Annotated in this window: 20 protein-coding genes and 3 tRNA genes; 10 read left to right on the forward strand and 13 right to left on the reverse strand. The window is 69.9% G+C overall.

Annotated features, from left to right (window positions below; genetic code table 11):
- The first annotated feature begins 42 nt into the window (after positions 1-42).
- From recQ to MTE01_RS06870, 5 genes are all read left to right on the forward strand, one after another.
- Positions 43-2,082: a DNA helicase RecQ gene (gene recQ / locus MTE01_RS06850; protein ID WP_371861597.1), complete on the forward strand. Its 2,040-nt coding sequence runs from the start codon at positions 43-45 to the stop codon at positions 2,080-2,082.
- A gap of 377 nt (positions 2,083-2,459) precedes the next feature.
- On the forward strand, positions 2,460-4,562 hold the full coding sequence (locus MTE01_RS06855; protein ID WP_103206893.1) for an acyl-CoA dehydrogenase family protein: 2,103 nt from the start codon (positions 2,460-2,462) through the stop codon (positions 4,560-4,562).
- Positions 4,563-4,657: 95 nt separating this feature from the next.
- A complete protein-coding gene (locus tag MTE01_RS06860) occupies positions 4,658-5,233 on the forward strand; it encodes a DNA-3-methyladenine glycosylase I (RefSeq protein WP_103206892.1) in 576 nt (191 codons plus the stop codon).
- Between the two features lie 220 nt (positions 5,234-5,453).
- Positions 5,454-7,001, forward strand: coding sequence for a DEAD/DEAH box helicase (locus tag MTE01_RS06865; protein WP_141376500.1), 1,548 nt, complete (start codon positions 5,454-5,456; stop codon positions 6,999-7,001).
- A gap of 266 nt (positions 7,002-7,267) precedes the next feature.
- Complete coding sequence (locus MTE01_RS06870; RefSeq protein ID WP_103206889.1) at positions 7,268-7,660, forward strand: nuclear transport factor 2 family protein; 393 nt, start codon at positions 7,268-7,270, stop codon at positions 7,658-7,660.
- 34 nt (positions 7,661-7,694) lie between these two features.
- Here MTE01_RS06870 and MTE01_RS06875 read toward each other — a convergent pair whose 3' ends face one another.
- The 8 genes from MTE01_RS06875 to MTE01_RS06910 form a co-directional block, all read right to left on the reverse strand.
- The gene (locus MTE01_RS06875; RefSeq protein ID WP_103206888.1) at positions 7,695-8,171 is read right to left on the reverse strand and encodes a recombinase family protein; all 477 of its coding nucleotides are present in this window, start codon (positions 8,169-8,171) and stop codon (positions 7,695-7,697) included.
- Positions 8,172-8,398: 227 nt separating this feature from the next.
- The gene (locus MTE01_RS06880) at positions 8,399-9,151 is read right to left on the reverse strand and encodes an SDR family NAD(P)-dependent oxidoreductase (RefSeq protein ID WP_103206887.1); all 753 of its coding nucleotides are present in this window, start codon (positions 9,149-9,151) and stop codon (positions 8,399-8,401) included.
- A 93-nt stretch (positions 9,152-9,244) separates the two neighbouring features.
- Positions 9,245-11,002, reverse strand: coding sequence for a cation:proton antiporter (locus MTE01_RS06885; RefSeq protein ID WP_116238735.1), 1,758 nt, complete (start codon positions 11,000-11,002; stop codon positions 9,245-9,247).
- A gap of 62 nt (positions 11,003-11,064) precedes the next feature.
- Positions 11,065-12,318 carry a kynureninase gene (locus MTE01_RS06890; protein ID WP_141376632.1) on the reverse strand — a complete coding sequence of 418 codons (1,254 nt, stop codon included), beginning with the start codon at positions 12,316-12,318 and terminating at the stop codon, positions 11,065-11,067.
- A 22-nt stretch (positions 12,319-12,340) separates the two neighbouring features.
- Entirely contained in the window at positions 12,341-13,279 is a 939-nt protein-coding gene (locus MTE01_RS06895) for an amidohydrolase family protein (RefSeq protein ID WP_141376503.1), read from the reverse strand.
- A gap of 10 nt (positions 13,280-13,289) precedes the next feature.
- Positions 13,290-13,547 carry a glutaredoxin family protein gene (locus MTE01_RS06900; RefSeq protein ID WP_103206884.1) on the reverse strand — a complete coding sequence of 86 codons (258 nt, stop codon included), beginning with the start codon at positions 13,545-13,547 and terminating at the stop codon, positions 13,290-13,292.
- Between the two features lie 41 nt (positions 13,548-13,588).
- The gene (locus MTE01_RS06905) at positions 13,589-14,716 is read right to left on the reverse strand and encodes a glycosyltransferase (protein ID WP_103206883.1); all 1,128 of its coding nucleotides are present in this window, start codon (positions 14,714-14,716) and stop codon (positions 13,589-13,591) included.
- A 174-nt stretch (positions 14,717-14,890) separates the two neighbouring features.
- Complete coding sequence (locus MTE01_RS06910; RefSeq protein WP_141376505.1) at positions 14,891-16,045, reverse strand: polysaccharide deacetylase family protein; 1,155 nt, start codon at positions 16,043-16,045, stop codon at positions 14,891-14,893.
- Positions 16,046-16,152: 107 nt separating this feature from the next.
- Between MTE01_RS06910 and MTE01_RS06915 the strand changes: the two genes are divergently transcribed.
- The 3 genes from MTE01_RS06915 to MTE01_RS06925 all read left to right on the forward strand — a co-directional run bounded on the left by MTE01_RS06915 (position 16,153) and on the right by MTE01_RS06925 (position 20,031).
- On the forward strand, positions 16,153-17,109 hold the full coding sequence (locus MTE01_RS06915) for a Gfo/Idh/MocA family protein (protein ID WP_141376507.1): 957 nt from the start codon (positions 16,153-16,155) through the stop codon (positions 17,107-17,109).
- Positions 17,110-17,150: 41 nt separating this feature from the next.
- Positions 17,151-18,344 (forward strand): chromate efflux transporter, encoded by a 1,194-nt coding sequence (gene chrA / locus MTE01_RS06920; RefSeq protein ID WP_141376509.1) that lies wholly within the window; start codon positions 17,151-17,153, stop codon positions 18,342-18,344.
- 103 nt (positions 18,345-18,447) lie between these two features.
- Positions 18,448-20,031, forward strand: a complete 1,584-nt coding sequence (locus tag MTE01_RS06925; RefSeq protein WP_141376511.1) for an AMP-binding protein — start codon at positions 18,448-18,450, stop codon at positions 20,029-20,031.
- 71 nt (positions 20,032-20,102) lie between these two features.
- Here MTE01_RS06925 and MTE01_RS06930 read toward each other — a convergent pair whose 3' ends face one another.
- The 4 genes from MTE01_RS06930 to MTE01_RS06945 form a co-directional block, all read right to left on the reverse strand.
- On the reverse strand, positions 20,103-22,163 hold the full coding sequence (locus MTE01_RS06930; protein WP_218026336.1) for an MDR family MFS transporter: 2,061 nt from the start codon (positions 22,161-22,163) through the stop codon (positions 20,103-20,105).
- Positions 22,164-22,525: 362 nt separating this feature from the next.
- Positions 22,526-22,598, reverse strand: a tRNA-Phe gene (locus MTE01_RS06935).
- Positions 22,599-22,662: 64 nt separating this feature from the next.
- Positions 22,663-22,736: transfer RNA gene (locus tag MTE01_RS06940), tRNA-Asp, on the reverse strand.
- Positions 22,737-22,766: 30 nt separating this feature from the next.
- Positions 22,767-22,839 (reverse strand) — tRNA-Glu (locus tag MTE01_RS06945).
- A 213-nt stretch (positions 22,840-23,052) separates the two neighbouring features.
- Here MTE01_RS06945 and MTE01_RS06950 point away from each other — a divergent pair.
- Complete coding sequence (locus MTE01_RS06950; protein WP_141376515.1) at positions 23,053-24,492, forward strand: M23 family metallopeptidase; 1,440 nt, start codon at positions 23,053-23,055, stop codon at positions 24,490-24,492.
- Between the two features lie 60 nt (positions 24,493-24,552).
- Here MTE01_RS06950 and MTE01_RS06955 read toward each other — a convergent pair whose 3' ends face one another.
- A complete protein-coding gene (locus MTE01_RS06955) occupies positions 24,553-25,086 on the reverse strand; it encodes an inorganic diphosphatase (protein WP_103206876.1) in 534 nt (177 codons plus the stop codon).
- A gap of 90 nt (positions 25,087-25,176) precedes the next feature.
- Here MTE01_RS06955 and tilS point away from each other — a divergent pair, with 90 nt between their 5' ends.
- Positions 25,177-26,175 carry a tRNA lysidine(34) synthetase TilS gene (tilS, locus tag MTE01_RS06960; RefSeq protein WP_141376517.1) on the forward strand — a complete coding sequence of 333 codons (999 nt, stop codon included), beginning with the start codon at positions 25,177-25,179 and terminating at the stop codon, positions 26,173-26,175.
- Positions 26,176-26,198: the final 23 nt, after the last annotated feature.

Here is a 26,198-nt window from a genome sequence, read left to right on the forward strand (position 1 = left end):
CGGGGCGGTGTGCGTGTCGGTGGCCCGGGTTACCGTTGAGGGGTGACTTACCCCGGCGCCGCATCCGAGTCGTACGCCGACGCGCCGCCCGAGCCGTACGACCTGCCCGAAGATCCCTACGCCGGCGTGGACTGGGATCCCGACCAGTTCGCACCTCCCGAAGACGTCGATGCGCCGCCGCCGCCCGTCGACCCGTCTTCGCCGTTCGCCCGCGCCGCGACCGTCACCGGCACGGCGCGAGAGCTCCCGGCCGTCCGCGACTTCACGGGGCGCGACCCGCGAGAAGTCCTGCACGAGGTCTACGGCTACGACGCGTTCCGCGGCGACCAGGCCGAGATCGTGCAGCACGTCGTCGGCGGTGGCGACGCCGTCGTGCTCATGCCGACCGGCGGCGGCAAGAGCGTCACGTACCAGGTGCCCGCGCTCGTGCGACCCGGTACCGGCCTGGTGGTCAGCCCGCTGATCGCGCTCATGCACGACCAGGTCGAGGCCCTGATCGCCAACGGCGTGCGCGCGGGCTATCTCAACTCGACCCAGGCGCCCGCCGAACGGCAGGCCGTCGAGCAGGCCTATCTCGCCGGAGAGCTCGACCTGCTGTACGTCGCACCCGAGCGTCTGAACGGCGCACAGACCCTCGCGTTCCTCGCGCGCGGTCGACTCAGCGTCATCGCCATCGACGAAGCGCACTGCGTGTCGCAGTGGGGTCACGACTTCCGGCCCGACTACCTCGCCCTCGGCGACCTCGCCGACCGCTTCCCCGACGTCCCGCGCATGGCACTGACGGCGACAGCCACCCCGGCCACCGCCCAAGAGATCGTCGAGCGTCTGCGTCTGCGCGACGCCCGCGGGTTCGTCGCCAGCTTCGACCGCCCGAACATCCAGTACCGCATCGATGCCAAGGTCGACCCGCGTCGGCAGCTCGTGCAGTTCATCCGATCGCAGCCCGAGGGCTCTGCGGGAATCGTGTACGCCCTGAGTCGAAAGAGCGTCGAGCAGACGGCGGCCTATCTCAGCTCGCAGGGCCTCGACGCCCTGCCGTACCACGCGGGTCTCGACGCCTCAGTGCGCGCGGCGAACCAGTCGCGGTTCCTTCGCGACGACGGCGTCATCATGGTCGCCACGATCGCCTTCGGTATGGGCATCGACAAGCCCGACGTGCGCTTCGTCGCGCACATCGATCTGCCGAAGTCCGTCGAGGGCTACTACCAGGAGACCGGCCGCGCCGGCCGTGACGGAGACCCGTCGACCGTGTGGATGGCCTACGGCCTCGGCGACGTCGTGCAGCAGCGCCGCATGATCGACCAGTCGCCCGGCGACCGCTCCTACAAGATGCGGCTCGGGCAACACCTCGACGCCATGCTGGCCCTGTGCGAGACGGTCGGATGCCGTCGGCAGAACCTCCTCGACTACTTCGGGCAGCGATCCGAGCCGTGCGGCAACTGCGACACGTGCCTCACCCCGCCCGACACGTGGGACGGCCTCGTCGCGGCGCAGAAGCTGCTGTCCACGATCGTGCGCCTGCAGCGCGAGAGGGGTCAGGCTTTCGGCGCCGGTCACCTGATCGACATCCTCCGCGGCGCGAAGACCGAGCGCATCGCCCAGCAGGGCCACGACCGGCTCAGTACCTACGGGCTCGGGGCCGACCTGTCCGACCAGGACTGGCGGAGTGTGATCCGACAGCTCCTGGCGCGCGGGATCATCGTCGCGCAGGGCGACTACGGCACCCTCGCCCTCAGCGAGGCGTCCGCGGGCGTCCTGCGCGGCGAGACCCCGGTGCCGCTGCGTCGCGATGCCCTGGGCCGCACCGGCAGCAGCGGCGGCTCGAGCCGCGCGCGCAAGAGCAGCGCCGACGACGTGGCCCCCGGCGACCGCGACCTCTTCGAGGCGCTGCGCGCGTGGCGGGCCGAGAAGGCCCGCGAGCAGGGGGTCCCGGCGTACATCGTCTTCGGCGACGCCACGCTGCGGGCGATCGCGGCCGCACGTCCGAGCTCCGTCGGCGACCTCGACGGCATCACCGGCATCGGCGCCAAAAAGCGCGAAGCATACGGTGACGGCATCCTGACCGTGGTCGCCGCGAACTGACGGCGCCGCGCCCGGGTGCTCTGGACGCCCCGTGCCCGGAGGTCCGGACCCCGCCGCGATCGCGCGCCTTCGTGCGGAGCCTGCTCCCGCCGCGAGCTATCGCGAAACAGCATCTCGCCGACAAACCGGCGACACCTCGCCACCGACTCGTCAGCGAGATGCAGTCTTGGGGCGTGACCGCGCGGCCCGGGCGCGCGGTACGCGCCGACCCCACGGCGTCCGCCGCGCTCAGCGCGCTCACGGGAATGTTGACCACCCACAACGACCCGGCGAAACGGGACGCGGGGTCGTTGTGGACATGTCACAGGGTGTTTGGGTCCACGTTGTGGGAGACCTACCGTAGGAACCGTCCTTTGCAACGTCGAAAGGTGCCGAAGATGACCGACGCCGCCGTCCGTCCCACCACGCCCGCCACGAGCACGCGTACTCCTGTCGGAGGCGCACCCACCGCGCCGCACACCGCCGCCGAAGCGGCGGAGGGCCGCATCGACACCGAGCGTGTCACCGACCTGCTGCTCGGCACCTGGGGCGACACCCGCCGCCAGGCGCGGGAGATGATCAAGGACCCCGCGCTGTGGCGCGATGACAGCCTGGGCATGGACGCGCACCGAGAGCGCACCCTCAGCCAGCTCCACCTGCTCGTCCAGAACAAGGCGGTCCACCGCGCCTTCCCCAAGCGCCTGGGGGGCGAAGAGAACAACGGCGCCAACATCGCCGGTTTCGAAGAACTCGTCGCGGCCGACCCCAGCTTGCAGATCAAGTCCGGCGTGCAGTGGGGCCTGTTCGGCTCGGCCGTTCTTCAGCTGGGCACCCGTGAGCACCACGACAAGTGGCTGCCCGGCATCATGAGCCTCGAGATCCCCGGCGCTTTCGCGATGACCGAGACCGGACACGGCTCCGACGTGTCGGCCATCGGAACGACCGCGACCTACGACCCCGAGACCGAGGAGTTCGTCATCCACACGCCGTTCCGCGGCGCGTGGAAGGACTACCTCGGCAACGCCGCCGTGCACGGCAAGGCGGCGACCGTGTTCGCGCAGCTCATCACGAAGGGCGTGAACCACGGTGTGCACTGCTTCTACGTGCCCCTGCGTGACGACGAGGGGAACTTCCTCCCCGGCATCGGCGGAGAGGACGACGGCCTCAAGGGCGGTCTGAACGGCATCGACAACGGTCGGCTGCACTTCGACCAGGTCCGTGTGCCCCGCACGAACCTCCTCAACCGCTACGGCGACGTGGCTGCCGACGGCACGTACTCCAGCGACATCGCCAGCCCCGGCCGCCGCTTCTTCACGATGCTCGGCACGCTCGTCCAGGGTCGTGTCTCGCTCGATGGAGCCGCCGCGTGGGCCTCGGCCATCGGCCTGATCATCGCCGTCACCTACGGCAACCAACGCCGCCAGTTCGACTCGGGCAACGGCACCCCCGAGGTCACCCTGCTCGACTACGGCAAGCATCAGCGTCGGCTCCTGCCTCGTCTGGCGACGACCTACGCCGAGATCTTCGCGCACGACGAATTCCTGCAGAAGTTCGACGGCGTCTTCAGCGGCCGCCTCGACACGGATGCCGACCGCGAAGACCTCGAGACCCTCGCCGCAGCGCTCAAGCCCCTGTCGACCTGGCACGCCCTCGACACCCTGCAGGAGTCGCGCGAAGCGTGCGGCGGCCAGGGCTTCCTCTTCGAGAACCGTCTCGTGGGCCTGCGCGCCGACCTCGACATCTATGTCACCTTCGAGGGGGACAACAACATCCTGCTGCAGCTCGTCGGCAAGCGACTGCTCGCCGACTACGCCAAGCAGTTCAAGGGCAAGGATGCCAAGCAGCTCGCCGCCTTCGCGGTCGGACAGACCGCCGGGAAGCTCTTCCACGGCGCCGGAATGCGTCAGCTCGGTCAGGCCGTCAGCGATTTCGGCTCGACGGCGCGCTCCGTCGAGAAGGGCCTCCGAGCCGAGCAGCAGCATGAGCTGCTCGCCGGTCGCGTGCAGCAGATGATCGCCGACATCGCCGGGCGTCTGCGCCCGGCATCCAAGCTCTCCCGAGAAGACGCGGCGGCGTTGTTCAACGAGAATCAGGCGCAGCTGATCGAGGCCGCGCGTGCCCACGGCGAGCTGTTGCAGTGGGAGGCGTTCACCGACGCCATCAACCGCATCGACGATCGCGACACGCTCACGGTGCTGACCTGGCTGCGCGATCTGTTCGGTCTGCAGCTCATCGAGAAGCACCTCGCGTGGTACCTGATCAACGGACGCCTCTCGACACAGCGCGGTGCAGCAGTGTCGAGCTACATCGACCGCCTCTGCGCGCGGCTCCGCCCGCACGCGCAGGACCTGGTCGACGCGTTCGGATACGGGCCCGAGCACATCCGCGCCTCCATCGCGTCGGGTGTCGAAGACGATCGTCAGAACGAAGCCGCGGCGTACTACGCCGCTCAGAAGGCCGCGGGCACCGCTCCTACCCCGGAGAAGAAGCCCGCCCGGTGACGCGCGAGGCGGGCGGCGGAAGGAGGGGCGCCGCCGTCCGCTTCGCGTTCCGACGCGCGAGCAGCGATGTCGGAGCTCCGCTCTAGCCTGGGGGCATGAGCGACCTTTCGATCGATGATGACGGCACGGCTCGCTGCGCGTGGGCCGGTGCCGACGCCGAGTATCAGCGGTACCACGACGAAGAGTGGGGCACCGCCTTGCACGGGGACCGTCGGCTGTTCGAGAAGATGAGCCTCGAGGGCTTCCAGGCGGGTCTCGCCTGGATCACGATCCTGCGCAAGCGCCCGCGTTTCCGCGAGGTCTTCCTCGACTTCGAGCCCCGGGCGGTGGCCGGGTTCGGCATCGACGACGTCGAGCGCCTGATGCAGGATGCCGGCATCGTCCGCAACCGCGCCAAGATCGAGGCCGTGATCGGCAACGCCGCCCTGGTCGCCGAGATGGGCGAGGGCGAGCTCGACGCCCTGCTGTGGTCGTTCGCGCCGGTGGATCATGCACCGCCCGCGACCTTCGCCGAAGTCCCCGCCCTGACGCCGGAATCCACCGCGATGAGTAAAGAGCTGCGCCGTCGCGGTTTCCGGTTCGTCGGTCCCACCACGATGTACGCGCTCATGCAGTCCTCGGGCATGGTCGACGATCACGTCGCCGGGTGCTGGCGCGCGGCTGGCTCGTGACCCCTTCGACGGGGGCGGATGTGCGGTGGGCCGCCGCACACGGGTAGAGTGGGGTGCGGAGCCATTGGCTCCCAGCGTCGTCGAACGCACCGGCCCCTTCTTCTCGGGCCTTTGACCTTCACGGCGAACGGATGCGCCACCCGGTGCCTTCGCCCATTGCAGCCGCAGCTTCGCGGCATCCCGAACCGCCGTGCGCGCGTGCGCCGCGGCTGGAGTATTCATGACGTCCCAGACTTTCGCCGACCTCGGCGTGCCCGCCCCCCTCGTCGACGTTCTCGCCTCGCAGGGTAAGAACGACGCCTTCCCCATTCAGGCCGACACCCTGCCCGACACCCTCGCCGGGCGCGACGTGCTCGGCCGCGGCAAGACCGGCTCGGGCAAGACCCTCGCCTTCTCGCTCCCGCTCGTCGCGCGTCTCGCCGGCAAGAACGACCGTCGCCGCGGACGCAAGCCCCGCGCGCTCGTTCTCGCTCCCACCCGTGAGCTCGCCAACCAGATCGACGAGGTCATCAAGCCTCTCGCGGCCGCGTACGGCCTGGTCACCACCACCGTTTACGGCGGCGTGAACCAGAAGCGCCAGGTCGATGCGTTCCACGGCGGGGTCGACATCCTCGTCGCGTGCCCCGGCCGCCTCGAAGACCTGATCGGCCAGGGGTACGCGAGCCTCGACGACGTCGAGATCACCGTGCTCGACGAGGCCGACCACATGGCCGACCTCGGCTTCCTGCCCGGCGTCACCCGCCTGCTCGCCCGCACGCCCGCCGACGGGCAGCGCATGCTGTTCTCGGCGACGCTCGACAACGGCGTGGACAAGCTCGTCAAGCGCTTCCTGCGCAACGAGGTCCTCCACTCGGTCGACGAAGCGCACTCGCACGTCGCGGCCATGACCCACCACGTCTTCGCCCCGGCCGACGCCGACGCGAAGAAGGACCTCGTCCAGACGCTCGCCTCGGGCACCGCGCGTCGCATCCTCTTCATGCGCACCAAGCACCAGGCCAAGAAGCTCGCCAAGGCGCTCACCGCCGCCGGCATCCCTTCGGTCGATCTGCACGGCAACCTCTCGCAGCCGCAGCGTGACCGCAACCTCGCGGCCTTCGGTGACGGCCGCGCCAAGGTGCTCGTCGCGACCGATGTCGCCGCCCGCGGCGTGCACGTCGACGGCGTCGAGCTGGTCGTGCACGTCGATCCGCCCGTGGAGCACAAGGCGTACCTGCACCGCTCGGGCCGGACCGCCCGCGCCGGCACCGCCGGCGACGTCGTGACGATCATGCTGCCCGAGCAGCGTCGCGACACCCTCGACATCCTGCGCAAGGCCAAAATCTCCGCCACTCCCACCGCGGTGACACCGACCTCTCCCGAGGTCGTGGCCCTTGTCGGCGAGGTCGCCCCCTACGTCAAGCCCGAGCCGATCGTCGCGCAGCCGCAGGGCGGGGGACGCTCGCAGGGCGCCAACGCGCAGCGCAAGCGCGCCGAGCGCGCGCAGAGCGGCGATGCCGCGTCCGCCGGTGGCGGTCGTCGTCGCCGGGGCCGTGGCACCGGCGGTTCGTCGGCCGAAGCTCCCGCCGCAGCCGGTCACGCGCCTCAGGGCGGCCGGGGCCAGGGCCAGCGCTCCGGAGCTGGCCGCGGCCAGGGCGCCGGCGGCGGACAGCGTGCCGGCGCGGGCGCCTCGCGTTCGCAGGGCACGGGCCGCTCGGCATCCGGAACCCCGACGACCGGCATGGTCGTCGGAGCACGCAGCCCCCGCACGAATCGTCGCGCCCAGGGCTGATCACGTCACGAGGCCCCCGCAGATCCGTCTGCGGGGGCCTCGTCGTTTCTCTCCTCGTTCACGGGGTCCCGTCGGCGCACGCGGACGGGATCATCGACCCCGGTCCCGGTGCGGGCCGCGACGGCGGTACGGTCGTTCTCGCGGGTACTCCGGCCGACCTGGTCGCGGCGGGCTCGACGGTGACCGCCGAGCATCCTGTGCGGTACGTCGGGTCGTGACGTCATCGCCGGGACCTGCGAACGCTGTGAAGAAAGGAACCGCCCCAGATGACTCCCGGTGAACTCGTCGATCGCTATCTCGCCGCTCTGCAGAACGCCGACCTCGAGGCGGTGTTGGCGCTGTTCGCGCCGCAGGCCCGAGTGAACTCGCCGCTGTACGGGACGCTCGCACCCGAGAACTTCTACCCCGTCCTCTTCGCCGACACGCAATCGTCGAAGCTCACGCTGCGCAGCGTGATGAGAGATCTTTCGGGCGCGCCGATCCTCAGCTTCTGGTTCCGGTTCGACTGGGTGCTGGCCGACGGTTCCCCCGCGCCGTTCACGGTCGTCGATGTGGCTGAACTCGCCCCCGACGGACGCATCGAGACGCTGCACATCGTCTACGACACCGCCGAGGTGCGCCAGACGTTCGACGCGGGGCGCGTCAGCGATCCCTCCTGATCACCGCCCACCCCATCGGGCGGAGACGGCGGCCTCAGCCGCGCGGCGGAAGGGTCGCGTCGTGCAGGTGGCGATCGCCGTGAGAGAGGACTTTGACCATCACGCCGCGTCGACGAAGGTCCGCGACGGCACGCGTCTCGTCCTCGCGCGTCAGGCCGAGAGCGTGCACGCTCGCGACGACGAGAACGTCACCGCGCGTCAGCGTTCCGAAGAACCGGTCGAGTCTCTTCGACCATCCCTCGAGGGTCTCGGGCGCGGGGTGACGGAAGCCCTCGATCGGCACGCCGAAGCGGGTGAGATCGTCGCGCTGCTGCTTGACGGTCTCCATGTCGGGGCGCGAGACCACGAGGCCGACCAGCCGCGAACCGGCGGGGCGTGCACGCCACCAGTCGCGGTCGCTCTGCAGCTCGGTGAAGCACTTCGGGCACTCCGCCGCTGCGTGCGCGAGCGGCACGGGACTCGTCCCGGCGGCATCCGCGGATGACGGCATCGTCGGGATCGGATCGCTCATGGAAACCTCCGCGTCCATTCTGCCGCACGACCCTGCGAATCGGCCCGTCCCTGCCCCGAGACGCCATGTCCCGTTCTTGTCGCTGTATGTCCCGGATTGTGCGGCTCAGCGTGCCTCCAGGCGACACAAAGTGGGACACGGGTTCGGCCGAGCGTGTGGCACGTGGCCGCGGGCAGACGCACCGCGGGCCCGCCGCGACGCGCACGACGGGTCCGCAGGCGACCGCCTCAGTGAGCCGAGTAGCCGCCGTCCACGAGGTGGTAGCTGCCGGAGATGAACGAGGCGTCGTCGCTCAGGAGGAACAGCGTGAGCGCCGCCACCTCGGCGTCGGTGCCGAGACGGCCCGTGGCGTGCTCTCTCTCGAGGTGGGTCAACGCCTCGGGCGACAGGCTCGAGCGCACCAGCGGGGTGTCGATGAACCCCGGGCCGACGGCGTTCGTGCGGACGCCCTGGGCGGTGTACTCCAGCGCCGCGACCTTCGTCAGTCCCACGAGGGCGTGCTTGCTCGCGACGTAGGCTGCGTTCTGCGCGATGCCCACGGAACCCAGCACGGATGCCATGTTGACGATCGCCCCTCCTCCGGAAGCGACGATCGCGGGAAGCTGGAACTTCAAGCCGTAGAAGACACCGTCGAGGTCGACGGCGCGCACGCGGTCCCAGGCCTCGACGTCGTAGTCGCCGATGTTCTGGGGAGCGGCACCGATGCCGGCGTTGTTCACGGCGAGGTGCAGTCCGCCGTATGTCTTCTTGGCGAACTCGACGGCCGACTCGGAGTCCTGCCATTTCGCGGTGTTCTGCGCGAAGGCCGAGGCGGTCCCGCCCACGACGGTGATTTCCTGGGCGACGCGCTCCGCGGCATCCAGGTTGATGTCGGTGACGACCACCGACGCGCCTTCTGCGCCGAGCTGCCGCGCGATGGCGGCTCCGATTCCGCTCCCGCCACCGGTGACGAGGGCGACTTTCCGATCGAACCTGCTCATGGGTACTTCTCTCCCGCCGTCGAGTCACCACGGCTCTCGCGATGACCGCATGCGCGTGAATGGAAACCGTCAGGCGGGCCGCGGTATTCCGCCTCAGCCGTCGGCGCCATCGTCGATGCGTAGTTCGAGGCTCAGTTGGTCGGCGTCCAGCTCGGCGAGGGCGTGCCGGAGTGCCGCGGTGCTGAAGCGTCCGTCGCGGCTCAGGTCATCGAGTCGCGTGCGCATCGCCTCGATCGAGGCGAGTCGGAGCTCGAGCAGATCCCGCACTCGCGCGGTCGCGTCGTCGTCCTCGTTCGGAGGCTGCACGAGGCGTGCGCCCGCCCGCTCGATCAGGTCGGCGGGGAAGGGCTCGCCGTTCTGTCGGGCGAGCGCGCCCGACTGCACCGCCGAGATCGCGGCATCCCGGAGCTCCGCGCTCAGGGCGCGCTGCTCGTCTCGCGACGGCCCCTCGCCGCCCTCGCCGCTGAGACCCACGGTCCGGACCACCGCCGATAGCGTCAGCCCCTGCGCGACGAGGCTGAACAGCGCCACGAGGAAGGCGACGAAGATCAGTAGGGGGCGCTGGATGTTCGGGTCCTCGGGGAGAGTCTGCGCCGCGGCCAGAGTGACCACGCCCCTCATACCCGCCCACACGATCACCGTGCCGTGGCGCGCGGTCAACGGGGAGTCGCGGTAGTAGTCGAGATCCGCCATCGTACGTGCGATGCGCGAGCGCATCCATCCGATGCGGCGCTCGGTCCGTGCGGGGTCGGCGCCGCGCTCGCCGAACTGCTCCGGTGCCTCGCGGTAGGCCTCTTCGAAGCGGTCGAGGCGCTGCTGCGCCCCCTCGATCCGATCCTGGTGCCGGGGGTGACGGCGGCTGCGCCGGGCCTGGAGCCCGATCAGGCCCGTCACGTAGAGTGCGCGCACGAGCAGCACGATCCCCAGGGCCGACAGCGCCAGCCAGGTGCCGTGCCAGAGGCCCTCGTGCTCTCTGAGGTTGGCGACGACGATGTCCTTCAGCTCGAGACCGAAGACGAGGAAGACGCCGCCTTCGAGGATCAACTCGACCGTGCGCCAGTTCAGGCGATCGCTGATGCGCTGCTCGGGCGTGAACCGCCGCGCGGCTCCCTGGCCCGTGACGATGCCCGCGACCACCGCCGCGACCAGGCCCGACCCGCCCAGGTGCTCGGTCGGCAGATAGGCCAGGAACGGGATCGTGAAGCTCAGCGCGGTGTTCGCGGCGGAGTTCGACACGCGTTCGCGCACGCGCAGGTTCACCCACCCGATCGCCGCGCCGAGCACGAGCGCGATGACGACGGCCCAGGCGAAGTCGGCGAGGGCGTCGCCGAACGCGAAACCGGATGCCACGGCCGCCACGGCCGTGCGCAGCAGGACGAGCGCGGTGGCGTCGTTCAGCAGGCTCTCGCCCTCGAGCATCGTCACCACGCGCGGCGAGATGCCCAGGCGCTTGGCGATCGAGGTGGCCACGGCATCCGTGGGACTGAGGATGGCCCCCAGGGCGATGGACAGGGCGAGACCGAGACCGGGGATGACGGCCCAGAAGAAGAGTCCGAGAACGAGCGAGCTGAACACGACGAGCACCACCGAGAGTCCGGCGATGGGGGCGAAATCGCGGCGGAACTCGATGGCGGGCAGCTGCACCGCCGCCGAGTAGAGCAGGGGCGGGAGCACCCCGACCAGGATGACCTCCGGGTTCACCGAGAAGGGCGCGACGAACGGCAGCAGGCTCACTCCCGCGCCGATCGCGAGAAGGACGAGGGGGCCCGCGACGTTGAAGCGCGGCCCGATCACCGTGGCGAGAGCGACGACCACCACCCCGGAGAGGACGAGGAGGAGGGGATCGATCATCCTTCGAGGCTAGCCCTCCGTGCGCCGCGGTCCCGATCGATGAGACAGCACCCCGCTGAACCTCAGCTCTCGGCGCGCACCGCCTCGGCCACGGCTCGCATGCCGGTCAGGGTTTCGGAGAAGCTCGTCGACAGCGGCGAGAGACCGATGCGCAGCCCGTGCGGATCGCGGTAGTCGGGAATGACGTCGCCCTTCCACAGGCGAGCCGTCACGGCCCGCATCGCCGGGTGCGAGAGCGTCACGTGCCCCCCGCGTTCGGCCGCGTCGCGCGGCGACGCGAGGCGCACGCCGAGCGGACTCAGGATGCCGTCGGCCACCCGCACCGCGAACTCGGTGAGTGCGACCGATTTCGCGCGCACGGCGCCGATACCGGCGTCGTCGAGGAGATCGAGAGTGTCCTGCATGGCGATCATGGCGAGCACCGGCGGTGTGCCGGAGAGGAAGCGCCGCATGCCCTCGGCCGGCCGGTACTGCGGGCCCATCGAGAAGACGTCGGCGGCGCCCATCCACCCCTGCACCGGCTGGGTGAGTGCGGCGTGGTGACGCGCGGCGACGTACGCGAAGGCGGGGGACCCGGGCCCGCCGTTGAGGTACTTGTACGTGCAGCCGACGGCGAGATCGGCGCCCCACGCGTCGAGCTCGACCGGAACCGAACCCGCCGAGTGGCAGAGGTCCCAGAGCACGAGCGCGCCGGCGCGGTGCGCGACGGCGGTGAGCTCGGCACCGTCGGCGAGGAAGCCCGAGCGGTACGAGACGTGGCTCAGCAGCACCACTGCGGTGCGGGGACCGACGGCGGCGCGGAGCAGGTCGGCATCCACTCCCCGTGTCGTATCGACGTCGATCCAGACCACGCGCGCTCCGCGCTCGGCGGCGATCCCTTCGACGAGGTAGCGATCGGTGGGGAAGTCGTCGCGTCCGACGACGATCTCGACACGCTCCGGGTCACGGGCCGTCTGCGCGTCGAGGGCCGCGCGCAGCATCTTGTACAAGAGCACGGTGGTCGAGTCGCCGATGACCGTCTGACCGGATGCCGCGCCCAGCGCCAGTGCCCCGATCCGATCGCCGATGACGAACGGCAGCTCCATCCACGCTTCATCCCACCCGCGGATGAGGCGGCCGCCCCACTCCTCCGTAACGAAGCGCGCGAGGCGCTCGGCGGTGGCGCGCGGCGGTCGGCCCAGCGAGTTGCCGTCGAAGTAGATCAGCGAGCTGTCGCTGCCGACGAACGCGTCGCGGTGAGGTGCCAGGGCGTCGGCCGCGTCGAGCTGCTGCGCCTCGGCCTCGAACGAGTGGTGGGGGAGTTCGAGTCGGTCCACGGAGCCGAAGTCGGGGGAGGGGTCAGTCGACACGGGTCAGCTCCTCGGTCGGGACGACGATCGCGTGGCTCAGCCACGTCGCGACCTCGTCGTCGTCGGTGGGGGTGTCGCCGGCGACGAAGGTCGATACGGCGTCGAGGGGGGTCGTGCGGGGCCAGGGGTCGGTGAGCGCGGCCACGAGGGCGTCGCCGCGCACGCCTGCCTCAATCAGCGCGAGGAGCTCTCGTCGATTCACCCCGAGGGGGAGGGAGCCGTTGCCCAGATCGGTCCCGTAGAGCACGCGCCCACCCCGCGCGGCGAACGCGCGGAGGTTGGCGATCGCCCGCTCGCGGTCGGCGCCGCGGTGGATGTCGAGCGTTGAGATCCAGGCCTGTCCCGCAGCGACGGCTCGAGCCAGCGTTCGCCGCGAGACGGGAGCGTCGAACGGCGTGTGCGCGAGCACCGAGACGCCGGCCGCGATCGCGCGGTCCACCTGACCCGGTCCCTGCGCGTGCGCGACGACGGGAAGACCCCGCTCGGTGGCCGAGGCGACCACGGCCGCGAGAGCCTCGTCGGTGAGCACGGGCCCGGCGTCGGCATGGAGCGCGACCTTGATGACCTTGGCTCCGGCATCCGCCTGCTCGTCGACGGCTGTCCGGGCTCCGTCGTGGACCCCCGGATGCCGTGAGGCGTCGGTCACGAACCGCACGACGGACCGTGGCGCCCAGGAGCGGCCGTCGGGATACCCGCCGGGGACGGTGAGGAAGGCGCCGGCGAACGCGATGCGGGGGAGGCCCTCGGGCCGGCGAGCGAGAGCGGCGGGATCGCCGCCGAGGTCGACGACGGCGGCGATCCCTCGCCGAGCAAGAGACCCGGAGTCGATCAGATGCAGGTGCACGTGGTGATCGACGAACGCGGGCAACGCGCTCCCCGCCTCGGCGGTGAGCGCGCGGCGCACGGGCCACGCGGCGGAGAGAGTCACGCCGACGCGATCAGATCAACGACAGCTCGCGGAGTTTGCTCTCGACGTCGGCGTTCGACGGCTCGACGTGGTGGCTGGAGTCGGGGTAGACGACCACGGGAATGCTGGTGCGTCCCGAGATCTCCTTCGCGACGTCGGCGGCAGAGGGGTCGGCCACGAGGTCGATGTACTCGTAGTCGATGCCGAGCTCGTCGAGCTGCTTCTTGGTGCGGATGCAATCGCGGCACCAGTCGGCGCCGAACATACGGATGGGTGCGTCGGAGGACATGCGTCCAGCGTACGCCGCGGGGCGGTGAGCGGCGCCGCGAGTCAGGCCGTGACTTCGTCTTCGAGGGGCTCGATGGCGCGCACGGCCTTGCCGACGCGGCTCTTCTTGGGTGCGTAGACCACCAGCGCGTGGAAGACGAAGCGCACCACGAAGGCGGCAATCAGCGTGAGCGCCGCGGCGATGACGCTGGGCATGTGCGCCTGGCTGACAAGGACCCAGATCACCGGGATGCGGATGATCGCCTCGACGCCGTTGAAGGTGAACGACTTGATGAAGCGGTGCCGCATGAGCCCCGACTCCGCGCGCATGTCGGCGAACACGAGGTACTCGAGCGCGATGAAGTTCGCGACGATCGTCACGATGCTGGCGATCACGGCGGCGATCAGGTACTGCACGCCGAACGCCTGCAGGGCCCACATGATCGCGAGGTTGGCCAGGGCGCCGAGGCCGCCGACGACGGCGAACGCCGACATGCGGCCGAAACGCAGCATGGTGAGCTGCACGAGGAAGCGCATGCCCTGACTGAACGAGGCCTTCGACTCACCGGCGAAGCGGGGCGCGAACGAGAAGGGGACCTCGACGACGCGCATCTGCTTGCGGGCCAGGATCTCGAGCAGGATCTTGAAACCGCGCGGCTGCAGCGTCTCGATCTCGAGTGTGCGGCGGTCGACGAGGAAGAAGCCCGTCATCGGATCGGTGCAGTTGTTGAGCTTGCGCGGGAACATCGCCTTGGTCAGCAGCGTCGACGCGCGCGATACCGCGGTGCGCACCGCGTTGGCGAGCCCGTCGGAGGTGCCCCCGGCGACGTACCGCGAGGCGACGACGACATCGGCGTCGCCCACCTCGGCGCGCGCGAGCATGTCGGCGATGACCTCGGGCGGGTGCTGCAGGTCGCCGTCCATGACGACGCAGAAATCGGACTCCGCCGCGCGGATACCCTCGACCACCGCGCCGCCGAGGCCGCCCACGGGGTTGTCACGGTGGATCAGGCGGACGGGGATGTCGGATGCTGCCGCGACCGCTCGGATGACGTCGGGGGTGTCGTCGGTCGAGTCGTCGACGAAGATGACCTCGATGGTGCGACCGAGCAGCGCGTGGGTCGTTCGTCGGACGAGCTCGGCGACGTTCGGACCTTCGTTGAAGGTCGGAACGATGACGGAAAGGTCCATAGATGCTCGCGTTTTCTCGGTGAGACAGAAGTGAACAGCGCAGACCGGCCGACGCGTGCCCAGTCTGAAAGTCTGGCGTACTTACCTGGGAGATCACGGATGCCTCCCTCGGTGCGCCCTAGGAAAGCGCCCGTGACGGGGACATTTCCGATGGCGCTCTCCGTCATCCGAGGGTCAACCGATCTCTTTTACGAGATCGTCGACCGTCATTCCGTAATTCATTCGGATGACAGGCAGTGCGAGTTTATCGGTACCGATGCGCACGTACCCGTGCTCGATGGTGCGACCGAGTTCGAAACCAGCGCGACGCAGCCCTTCCTTCGTCGTGTCGTTGTAGTGGCCGAAGGGGTAGGCCACGACTTCCTTCGCGCCGAGGACCTGCGCCGACCGATTCAGGTCGGCGGCGATCGTGTCGGCGTCGTCGTTGACCATCCGCCCCTTGCCGTTGGCGCCGGCGCGGTGCATGTCGTGGGTGTGCGAGCGCTGGAGCACGAAGGGATTGGGCGGGCCCTCGGAGCGCGCCGAAGTGATCACGAACGAGGTGGTGAGCAGCTTCCGGTCGTTGACGATGGGGGCGGCCATCTCGAGCCACGTGCTGTCGGCGTCGTCGTCGGTGATGATCACCGAGTGCTTCGGCAGGTAGAGCTTCCCGTCGATGAAGGCGCTCAGCTCGTCCCACGTCGGCAGGTAGAACCTCGACTGCTGGATGTGCGCCATCTGCGCGTCGAAGTCGCCGATGTAGGCGTAGTTCAGCCGCAACCAGTTGTCTTCGCCCTTCGGGTTCCGCGTGAACTGGTGGTACATGAGGATCGGGATTCCGGCGGCCTCGGCCGTGTTGGCTTCGGGAGTCGTCCACCCCGCGTGGAGCGTCCGCTGCCGATCGGTGCATGTCACGAGGTCGGCGCCGTTCAGCCGTGCCGTCTGCGTCATCGCGGCGGCGTCGGCCGCCGCGTCGTACCACCCCGCGAAGACGCGCCCCTCGGCGCGGGGGATCGGGAGGTTCTGGTAGCGCACGCCCTGCGTCTGCAGCTGCGGGTCGAGCGCGACCCCGTCTCCCGCGAACGACACCGCGCACGACTGCGGATCGGTCGAGGTGGCCAGCAGGGCCTCGGCGGGGGTGAGGGGGGTGGGCGTCGGCGTCGGGGTCTCCGAAGGTGTCGCGCTCGCGACGGCCTCGTCGGTGACGGGGGGCGCTTCGGGGCCGAGGGTCAGGGCGACGGCGCAGACGCCGGCTCCGACCAGGGCGACGGCGATGACCGCGCTGATCACGCGCTTTCGACGAAGGCGGCGGGAGGCACGGCGACGGTGCTCGGCTCGGGTGGTGTTCATGGTGCCTCGGGCTCGGACGGGTGAGTCGGCGCGATCCTATCGACGCGGACGGTCGCCTCCGTGAACGACGGTGCTTTCCGGCGCGGCGCTCGCGGGATGATGAAGGCATGATTCGCATCGGCATCGTCGGGACCAGTTCCATCTCCGAGCGCTTCGCGGAGGCGGTCGCCGCGGTCGAGGGTGTCGAGGTCTCGCGGGTGGCCTCTCGCGACGAAGCGCGCGCGAGAGCCTTCGCCGACACGATCGGGGCGCCCCGAACCGCCGTCGGCCTCACGGCTCTCCTCGCAGCCCCCGATGTCGATGCCGTCTACCTGGCCAGTCCCAACGCGCTGCACGCGGAGCAGGTGCGAGAAGCGGTGGATGCCGGCATCCCGGTGCTCGTGGAAAAGCCCGCCGTTCTGTCGGCGGGGGAGTGGGAGGTCGCGGTGTCGCACGCTCGCGAGCGCGGCGTCGTTCTGCTCGAAGCGATGCGCTCGGGGTACGACCCGGGACTGCGCGCGGTTCGCCGGCTGCTGCCGCGCCTGGGAACGCTCCGCCGCGTCTCGTTCCGGTACGAGAAGCGGTCGGCGCGCTACGACCACGTGCTCGCGGGAGAGCAGACGAACATCTTCGATCCCGCCCTGGGCGGAAGCGCGCTCCGCGACCTCGGGGTGTATCCACTGCACGCTCTGGTGCGGCTCTTCGGCGCCCCGCGCTCGATCGACGGCGTCCGGGTCGGAATCGCCTCGGGAACGGACGGGCTCGGGAGCGCGCTCGCCGCCTACGACGGTTTCGTCGCCGACATCGCGTGGTCGAAGATCACCGACACCGCCCTGCCGAGCGAGATCCAGGGGGAGGAGGCGTCGCTGTCCATCGACGCGATCGACGCGCCCCGACGCTTGACCCTGACCCCGCGCGAGGGCGATGTCGAGCGGATCGAGGTCGAGGCGTCGGCCACCCCGATGGTGGGCGAGGTCGAACGGTTCCGTGACGCCGTGGCCGGGGCCGACATCTCGGACGATCAGCGTCTCACCGGCCTCACCCTGCGGCTGGTCGACGAGATCCTGGGGTCTGCGTCGGTGTGACCATTCACCCGCCGTTTCCACGGCGGGGTCAGGATGAGCGAATGCGACGATCCGGCCGAGTGAGCGAGGTGTTCCTCGCGTTCCTGCGCCTCGGCGTCACCTCGTTCGGTGGGCCGGTCGCACACCTCGGCTACTTCCGCGACGACCTCGTCGTGCGGCGGAAGTGGATGGACGACCGCGCCTACGCCGACCTGGTCGCGCTCTGCCAGTTCCTCCCCGGCCCCGCGTCGAGCCAGGTGGGGTTCGCGATGGGCCTTCATCGCGCCGGGGCTCTCGGAGCGCTGGCCGCTTTCGTCGCCTTCACCCTGCCCTCGGCCGTCCTTCTCGTCGCGTTCGCCGGGGGAGCGGCGCTGCTCGGCGGACCGGTCGCCGGGGGCATGATCGCGGGGCTGCAGATCGTGGCGGTGGCGATCGTCGCGCAGGCGGTGTGGGGCATGGCGCACACCCTCACCCCCGATGCGCCGCGTGCGGGCATCGCGGTCGCGGGTCTCGCCCTCGCGCTGCTGCTTCCCGGAGCGCCGGGGCAGCTCGGTGCCCTCGCCCTCGGTCTGCTGTCCGGGCTCGTCCTGCTGCGCGGCGCGCCCGCGGCGTCCTCGCCCGCGCTGCCGTCTTTCGGCATTCCCCGGGCTGTCGCCGTGACGTGCCTCGTCCTGTTCGCGGTCGGGCTGCTGGGGCTCCCGCTCCTCGCTGCGGCCACGGGGTCGGACACGGCCGGGCTCGTCGATGCCTTCTTCCGCTCCGGCGCCCTCGTCTTCGGGGGTGGTCACGTCGTGCTCCCGCTGCTGCAGGCCGGGGTCGTCGACACCGGCTGGGTGTCAGCCCCGGCGTTCCTCGCCGGCTACGGCGCAGCGCAAGCGGTGCCCGGCCCGCTCTTCACCTTCTCGGCTTATCTGGGTGCGGTGTCGTCCGTGGGCCCCGGCGGCCTCACCGGTGCGGCGATCGCCCTCTTCGCGATCTTCCTGCCCGGCTTCCTCGTGCTCGTCGGCGTGCTGCCTTTCTGGGATGCGGTGCGCGACCGGCCCCGCGTGCGAGCGGCGATGCGCGGCGCGGGGGCGGCGGTCGTCGGCATCCTGGGGGCTGCTCTCTACACGCCCGTCTTCACGACGGCGGTGACCGGCCCCGGGCCCGTGGTGCTCGCGGTGGTCGGTTTCGTCCTGCTCACGGCGTTCCGTGTTCCCGCGTGGGCGGTGGTGCTCGTCGGCGCGGCCGGAGGTGTGGCGCTCGCCGTCACCTGAGCGGCCGCCGAGAGCCGGTCCCGTCCGGGATGACACCGCGTCCCACGGATGCCAGGATGAGCCCACGGCACCGTCGCCGCGGCAGTTTTCGAGGGAGAGAACCGTGTTCCAGAGCCCGTACCCGAGCATCGAGATCCCCGACCAGAGCATCTACGACTATCTTTTCGGTTCCCTCGCGGAGTCCGACCTCGATCGCGTCGCGCTCATCGACCCCGCCACCGGGGCCGAGACCTTGTACCGCGCCCTGCGCGCGCAGGTCGACGCCTTCGCCGGAGCCCTGGCCGCACGGGGCGCCGACACCGAGACGGTGGTCGCGATGCTCTGCCCCAACGTTCCCGCCTTCGCGACCGTGTTCCACGGCATCCTGCGTGCGGGATCGATCATCACCACGATCAACTCCCTCTACACGGCGAACGAGATCGAGAAGCAGCTGACGGATGCCGCGGCCACCTGGCTCGTGACCGTGTCGCCGCTGCTGCCGCAGGCCCATCAGGCCGCGCGAGCCGTCGGCATCCCGGACGACCGGGTGATCGTCCTCGACGGCGCCGAGGGCCACCCCGACCTTCGCTCGCTGCTCGGCGAGGGGCGCACCCCGCCCGAGGTGGACTTCGACCCCGCGACCCACATCGCCGTGCTGCCGTACTCGTCGGGGACGACCGGCGTGCCCAAGGGCGTCATGCTCTCGCACCGCAACCTCGTCGCCAACGTGCACCAGTGCCGGCCGGTCATCGAGATCGGCCGCGACGACCGGGTGCTCGCCGTGCTGCCGTTCTTCCACATCTACGGCATGACGGTGCTGCTGAACCTGGCGCTTCGTCAACGCGCGACGCTCGTCACGATGCCGCGGTTCGATCTCGTGGAATTCCTCCGCACCGTGCAGGACCACCGCTGCACCTTCCTCTTCATCGCCCCGCCCATCGCCGTCGCCCTCGCGAAGCATCCGGCAGTCGACCAGTTCGACCTCTCCCGCGTCCACAGCGTGTTCTCGGGGGCGGCCCCTCTCGACGGCGAGACGGCTGAGACCGCCGGTCGACGGATCGGCGCCCGCTTCTACCAGGGCTACGGCATGAGCGAGTTGAGCCCCGTCTCGCACGCGATCCCCGCGGGCTCCGACATGCCCGTCAGCTCGGTGGGGGTGCTCATCCCGGGCTGCGACGCGCGGCTCGTCGATCCCGAGACCGGCGCCGACCTCGACGAGCACGGCGACGACGGCTTCACCGCCCCCGGGGAGATCTGGGTGCGCGGGCCCAACGTGATGCTCGGGTATCTGAACCGCCCCGACGCGACCGCCGAGACCCTCGACGACGAGGGGTTCCTGCACACCGGCGACATCGGCGTGCACCACGTCGACGGCTACTTCACCATCGTCGACCGCTTGAAAGAGCTCATCAAGTACCACGGCTACCAGATCGCGCCCGCAGAGCTCGAGGCGCTGCTGCTCTCGCACCCGAAGATCCAGGATGCCGCGGTCATCGGCGTGCGCGGCGACGACGGCGAGGAGATCCCCAAGGCGTTCGTCGTGGCGGCTCCCGACTCGGGCCTGGGCGCTGACGACGTGATGGCTTTCGTGGCGGGAGAGGTCGCGCCGCACAAGAAGGTGCGCCGCGTCGAGTTCATCGACGTGATCCCCAAGTCGACGTCGGGCAAGATCCTGCGCAAAGACCTGCGTGCACGCGAAGCCGCCTGAGCCGGCGGGCCGCGCGGGTACGAAAGAAGGGCGGGGCGTCTTCAGACGACCCGCCCTTCTTCGCTGCTCCCTTACGGGGCGATAAGCGCTCCGGTCTGAGCGGCGGCCTCTTCGGCGCGCTTGTCTTCCTCGTCCTTCCCGCGGCGCTCGTCGGCGGCCTCCTGAAGGGCCGACTTCGCCCGCAGCGGCGGGGTGCGGAAGAACAGCGACAGCACGAAGGCCAGCAGCACGACGCCCATCGCGGTCCAGTAGACCGTCGTCGCCGAGGAGTTGAAGCCGACGAGGAACGGCTTGGTCAGGCGCGCGTCGGCACCGACCAGGAACGAGGTGTCGTCGAGCGTCGAGCCGCCGACCGACGTGTTCTCATCGCCGGCGGCGAACTGATCCTCGATCGTCGTGGCCGCCGTGTCCACGAAGGCCGCGCGCTGCGTGGCATCCGAGAAGTCCAGGGTGACCGTGCCGTCCGCGCTGACGCGCGCGACCGGCACCTGCTGCTGGATCTGCGTCGTCGCGGCGGCGACGGCCTGAGCGACGGCGGCCTGGGTGGCGGCAGCCTGCGCCGACGCCGGGATGCGGCCGGCGGCGACCTGCTGCGCGACGGCCTGGGTCGCGGCATCCTGAGCCTGCTGCACACCCGCCTGCAGCTGCGACGTCGTACCGTCGACGATCTTCGACACGATCGGGGTGTAGATGCTCGACATGATCTTCTCGTTCGCCGGAGCCGAGGCGACCGTCGGGTCGAGAGCGGCGTCGAGGGCGTCGGTGAGCGTGGCGCGGTCGGCGAACGAGCCGGTGATGTTCGACGGCATGAGCGTGAACAGCAGCGACAGCAGCACGGCGGTGCCGAGCGTTCCACCGATCTGACGGAAGAACGTCGAGCCGCTCGTCGCCACACCCATGTCGCGCAGACCCACCGAGTTCTGGCTGGCGATCGTGAGCGTCTGCATGAGCTGCCCGAGGCCGAGGCCGATGACGAGCATCGCGATCGCGACGTGCCAGTACGGGCTGTCGTACTTCAAGAAGGTCAGCAGGAAGAAGCCCACCGACATCAGCGCCGTGCCCAGGATCGGGAACATGCGGTAGCGGCCGGTGCGCGCGATGATCTGGCCGCTCGCGATCGAGGCGATCATGAGACCGAGGATCATCGGCAGCATCTCGAACCCGCTCTGCGTGGGCGAGGAGCCGAGCACGAGCTGCAGGTACAACGGCAGCGTCAGCATCGCGCCGAACATGCCGAAGCCCACGAGCACACCGATGATCGTGGCCATCGAGAAGGTCGGCGAGCGGAAGAGCTTGAGCGGGATGAGCGCGTCGTCCTTCATCAGGGTCTCGGCGATGACGAAGGCCAGGATGCCGAGAGCACCGACGACGTAGCAGGCGATCGCAATCGGCGAGCCCCAGCCCCATTCGCGGCCCTGTTCGGCCACGAGCAGGAGCGGGACGAGGGCGACGATGACGGTCGTGGCGCCCCACCAGTCGATGCGCACCGAGTGACGCGGCTGCTTCGGGATATGCAGGAACCGCCAGACGATCGCCAACGCGACGATGCCGATCGGCACGTTGATGAGGAACACCCAGCGCCATCCGGTGATGAACAGGATCTGACTCGCGCCCGCGAACAGTCCGCCGACGAGGGGGCCGATGACACTGGAGATGCCGAAGACGGCGAGGAAGTAGCCCTGGTACTTCGCGCGTTCGCGCGGGGCGAGGATGTCGCCCATGATCGCGAGCGGCATCGACATCAGGCCGCCGGCGCCGAGGCCCTGGATGGCACGGAAGGCCGCGAGCTCGACCATCGAGGTCGAGAAGCTCGCGAGCACCGAACCGATGATGAAGATCAGGATCGCGATGAGGAAGAGGGGTCGCCGACCGAAGATGTCGGAGAGCTTGCCGTAGATGGGCGTCGAGATCGTCGACACGATCAGATAGGCCGTGGTGACCCACGCCTGCAGGCTCAGGCCCTGCAGGTCGTCGCCGATCGTGCGGATCGAGGTGCCGACGACGGTCTGGTCGAGGGCGGAAAGGAACATGCCGGCCATGAGGCCGAAGATCACGAACATGATCATGCGGTGCGTCATGACCGTGTCGGTCGCTGCCGTATGGGCGCGTCTGGTTCGAGTGATGTCTGACATCGGAGGCCTCTTCAGGAGAAGGCCTGGCGGACGGCTCGGGGTGGCTCAGTCGGGCGCCAGGTGTTTGCTAAAAGTCAACTAATAGTAGCGTTGTCCGACGATGACCGAAACCACTCATGACTGTGTGAACCCTATGCGGCCGTCCATCGCCGGGGCGAGCGGTGTCGTCGCGAGAACGGGGGAGCTGCAGGAACAGGGCGTTGTCGCACGCAACGGCCTAGCCTCGGCACGCCGCCAGTTTTCGGCGCAGCACGCGACGCTGGCCCGCGAGGCGGCGGAGCGCCGCGCTAGGGGGGGGCCGGCGCAGAGCGGCATCCGGGAACGAAAAAGTCCCCCATGAGTAGAAGCCTCATGAGGGACCGTGGCTCCGACGGGCGTCGATCCCGTGACCTCACGATTTTCAGTCGTGCGCTCTACCAACTGAGCTACAGAGCCGAGCGACATGTCTGCCGCTTCCTAGACGAAAGGCCTCCTCGAAAGAAGGCCCGTCGCTATGGAGCGACCCTGACGGGACTTGAACCCGCGACCTCCGCCGTGACAGGGCGGCACGCTAACCAACTGCGCTACAGGGCCATGCATTTTCAATTGTACTTCACCGGAGAGTGACCCCAACGGGATTCGAACCCGTGCTACCGCCGTGAAAGGGCGGCGTCCTAGGCCGCTAAACGATGGGGCCGAATGAGCCTGAAACCTTGCAGTTTCATCCTCGCTTGCCGACGACCGAGCCTACTTCACAACCGTCGAGATTGCCAATTCGGGGCGTGGCGTCCCGCGCCCGCGCGTGTCGACGGCGCAAACTAGGCCGCGACAGCGGGAACTCGCTCTGTTGTACGTGTGACTCGTGTTGCTACTGTTAGCCGAGTTGCGACCCGGTGAGATGAGGTAGCCCGTGACGCTCGTACCCCCTGATCAGACCGACGACTGCGGCTGCGCCCCCACGGCCAGCGAGCAGCGGCGTTTGTGGCCCACCTTCGATAGGCGCAGCGCCCTGAAGTACGGCGCCCTCGGTGCCGTCGCTCTGGGAGCCTTCGGCGCGGCGACGGCCGGCTTCAGTTCCCCCGCCGTGGCCGCCGACTATCCCTCGTGGGACGACGTGCAGGCCGCCAAGGCGAACGAGGCCGCGAAGGCCGGCGAGATCTCGCGCATCCAGGGGCTGATCCAGGGACTGCAGTCCGAGGTCGCCCGCACGCAGGCCGAGGTGCAGGCGCGCTCCGACGAGTACTACGCCGCGCAGCAGGCCTACCAGGACGCCGACTACCGCGCCCAGCTCATCCAGCAGCAGGCCGACGCCGAAGCCGCGAAGGCGACGGACGCCGCCAGCAAGGCCGGCAAGGTCGCCGCCCAGCTGTACCGCTCGGGCGGTGACGACACCTCGCTCAACCTCTTCTTCTCCGGCTCCGCGGCATCCGCCGACGATCTGCTGGCCAAGCTCGGCACGATGGACAAGCTCCTCGAGCGCAACAAGTCGGTGTACTCCGCCGCGGTGGCCGCTCGCGACAGCGCGAAGAACCTCAGCAATCAGGCCAACGACGCGCGCGCCGAGCGTGATCGCCTGCAGAAGATCGCCGAAGACAAGATGGCCGCGGCGCAGCAGGCGGCCCAAGCCGCTCAGGAAGCCCTCGCCGCTCAGCAGGCCAATCAGGCCGTTCTCGAGGCGCAGCTCGCGGCTCTTCAGGACACCACGGCCAAGACGGTGGCCGACTACCAGGCCGGTGTAGAGGCCGAGCGCAAGGCGCGAGAAGAGCGCGAGCGCAAGGCCCGTGAAGAGGCCGCAGCTCGAGACGCCGCCGAGCGTGCCCGACGCGAGCAGGAAGCCGCCAACAACAACAACAGCGGTGGTGGCGGTGGCGGTGGCGGCGGTAACAGCGGCGGCGGTGGAGGCGGCGGCGGCGGCGGCGGCGTCGGCGGATCCGGCTGGGCTCGACCCTCGTCGGCCTACACCTCGTCGGGGTACGGCCCCCGCTCGGGGCAGTGCAACTCGAGCTACTGCGCGAGCACCTGGCACCTCGGCCTCGACTTCGGCGCCAGCTGCTGGTCGCCCATCTACGCGGCAGCGGCCGGTCGCGTCACCTACGCCGGCGTCAACGGCGGTTTCGGCAACTACATCCGCATCGCTCACGACGACGGCTCGGGCACCGGGTACGGCCACATCGTCAACGGCGGCATCTACGTCTCGTACGGTCAGCGCGTCGAGGCCGGTCAGCAGATCGCCGCGACGGGTCAGACCGGCAACTCCTTCGGCTGCCACCTGCACTTCGAGGTCTACCCGCCGTGGGGCGGGACCACCGACCCCGCGCCCTGGCTGCGCTGGCGCGGCGTCGACGTCTGATCAGGCGCACGAGAAAACCCCCGGTCCGAGGACCGGGGGTTTTCTCGTGGGGGCAGCTGATCAGAGCGTGTTGGGAGCCTCGCCCGAGCCCTGCGTCTTGGTCTGCGCGTCGTGCTCGTCGAAGCGCGTGAAGGCCTCGGCCACGAGGCGCTCGGCTTCGGCGGCATCCGCCCACTCGTCGACCTTGACCCACTTGTTGGGCTCGAGGTCCTTGTAGTGCTCGAAGAAGTGCGAGATCTCCTTCTTGGTCCACTCGTCGATGTCGGCGACGTCCTGGATGTGGTCCCAACGCGGGTCCTTCGCGAGGACGGCCACGACCTTGTCGTCGCCGCCGGCCTCGTCGCTCATCTTGAGCACGCCGACGGGGCGCACCTTGGCGAGGATGCCGGGGTGGAGGTCGCGGTCGAGCAGCACGAGCACGTCGAGCGGGTCGCCGTCTTCGCCGAGGGTGTTCTCGAAGAAACCGTAGTTGGCGGGGTAGCCGAACACCGTGTAGAGGATGCGGTCGAGGTAGACGCGGCCAGTGCCGTGGTCGACTTCGTACTTCACGCGGCTGCCGCGGGGGATCTCGATGACGGCGTCGTACGCGCCCATACTCGTGCTCCTTAGATCTGTGGATTTCCGCGGCCCAGCCTAGCCGGGAGCGACCACGGTGCCGCGTCGGGTCGCCGCTACCGTGGAGGCATGGATCACCGCCCGGGACTCGACCCGTCCGTCGCCGAGGTGCGCAGGGCGGTGCGTGCCGCCTTGGAGCGTGCCGACGGCCCCGTCGCGGTGGCGCTCTCCGGTGGTCCGGACTCCCTGGCCCTCGCGGCGGCGACCGCCTTCGAAGCCGCGCGTGCCGGCATCCGGGCCGAGGCCGTCGTGATCGATCACGGGCTGCAGGAGGGATCGGATGCCGTGGCGGCGGCCGCCGCCGAGAAGGCGCGTGCTCTCGGTCTCGGCGCCCGCGTCGTCCGCGTCGAGGTCGGTTCGACCGACGGCCCCGAGGCGGCGGCTCGAGCAGCACGGTATGCGGGTCTCGCGGCGGCGGCCGTCGAGATCGGGGCCGACGTCGTCCTGCTCGGACATACGCTCGACGACCAGGCCGAGACCGTCCTGCTCGGTCTCGCGCGCGGTTCCGGAGGGCTCAGCCTCGCGGGCATGCCCGCCGAGAGACGGGATGCCACGGGCCCGATCTGGGCGCGCCCCCTGCTCGCCGTGCGCCGGCACACCACCGTCGCGGCCTGCGCCGCGCAGGGTCTTGACCCGTGGACCGACCCGCACAATGCCGACCCCGCGTACTCGCGCGTGCGCGTGCGCAACAGGGTGATGCCGGTGCTCGAGACCGAGCTCGGACCGGGGGTGGCAGAGGCCCTCGCCCGCACCGCAGAACAGCTGCGGGAAGACGCCGAAGCGTTCCAGGACATGATCGACGAGACCATCGAGGACATCGTCGAGCACGCCGAGGCGGGGATCTCGATCTCGGTCGCCGCGCTCGCGGCGAACCCGGCGGCCCTGCGCAACCGGATCGTCCGTTACGTCGTCGACAGCGAGTTCGGCGTCTCCCTGTCGCGCGCGCAGACCCTCGAGATCGCCCGGCTGGCGACCGATTGGAAGGGGCAGGGGCCCATCGACCTGCCCGGATGCCTCGCCCGTCGCGTCGGGGCGCGTATCGAGGTCGTCGCGCGCACGGCATCCTGATTCCGCCGACGTAGACTTTCCCA

This window comes from Microbacterium testaceum, from assembly GCF_006539145.1.
GTDB classification, from domain to species: Bacteria; Actinomycetota; Actinomycetes; order Actinomycetales; family Microbacteriaceae; genus Microbacterium; species Microbacterium testaceum.